General features: G+C 75.1%; 1 protein-coding gene. It reads left to right on the top strand.

Going from position 1 to position 775, the window contains the following annotated elements:
• A partial coding sequence (locus E0L17_RS10885; protein ID WP_502706251.1) for a transposase family protein occupies window positions 1-775 on the top strand: 775 nt, incomplete at both ends.

The following is a 775-nucleotide window of genomic DNA, read 5'->3' as shown; positions in this document are numbered from 1 at the left end:
CCCACTACGGGGAGCCCGCGCCCGAGGCGGCGGCGCTGGCGGCCGCGTGCCCGCGCCTGGGGTCGTGGCCGAGGTGCCGCGACGGCTGCGGCCACCGCAGGGCCTACGGCTGCTCGAGGAGGCCGCGCGTGTTCTACAGCGCGAGGATGGCCCAGCGCGCCGCCGACGAGGAGCTCAGGGGGAGCAGGCGCGGCATCGACGAGACCGAGCTCTCCGTGGCGTCCAAGCTCGACGCGATACGCGAGGGCCTGCGGAGGGGCCTCTCGCCGGAGCAGATCGCGGCGACGAGGCCGGACCTGGGGCTCTCGGCGAGCACGATCTACCGCTGGGTCGACGCGGGCTACGCGGAGATGACCAACATGGAGCTGAGGAGGAAGGTGGGCTACAGGCCCCGCCGCCGCTCGGCGCCGAGGCGAGCCGAGCGCCACTCGGCGCGCAGGTCGCACGAGGAGTTCATGCGCCTCACCGAGGACGAGCGCGCGGGCGCCTGGGAGATGGACACGGTGGAGGGCTCGGCCGCCGACTCCGCGCGCCTGCTCACCCTCTACCACAGGCCGACGTCGTTCCAGCTGGCGATACCCGTGGCCGACGGCACCTGCGGCGCCGTCCTCGCCGGGCTCGGCCTCGTGCGCGAGGCGCTGGGGGCCGACGGCGTGCGCCGCGTGTTCCGGCTCGTGCTCACCGACAACGGCTCGGAGTTCGCCGACGAGGCGGCCATCGCGGCCCTGCTCGGCGAGGCCGAGGGCGAGACCAGGCTCTTCTACTGCGAGGGGCG

This window comes from Olsenella sp. SW781 (assembly GCF_012027725.1).
Taxonomy (GTDB): domain Bacteria; phylum Actinomycetota; class Coriobacteriia; order Coriobacteriales; family Atopobiaceae; genus Thermophilibacter.
The sequence above is the reverse complement of the archived record's forward strand: the minus strand, read 5'-3'. Positions and strand labels throughout refer to the sequence as shown.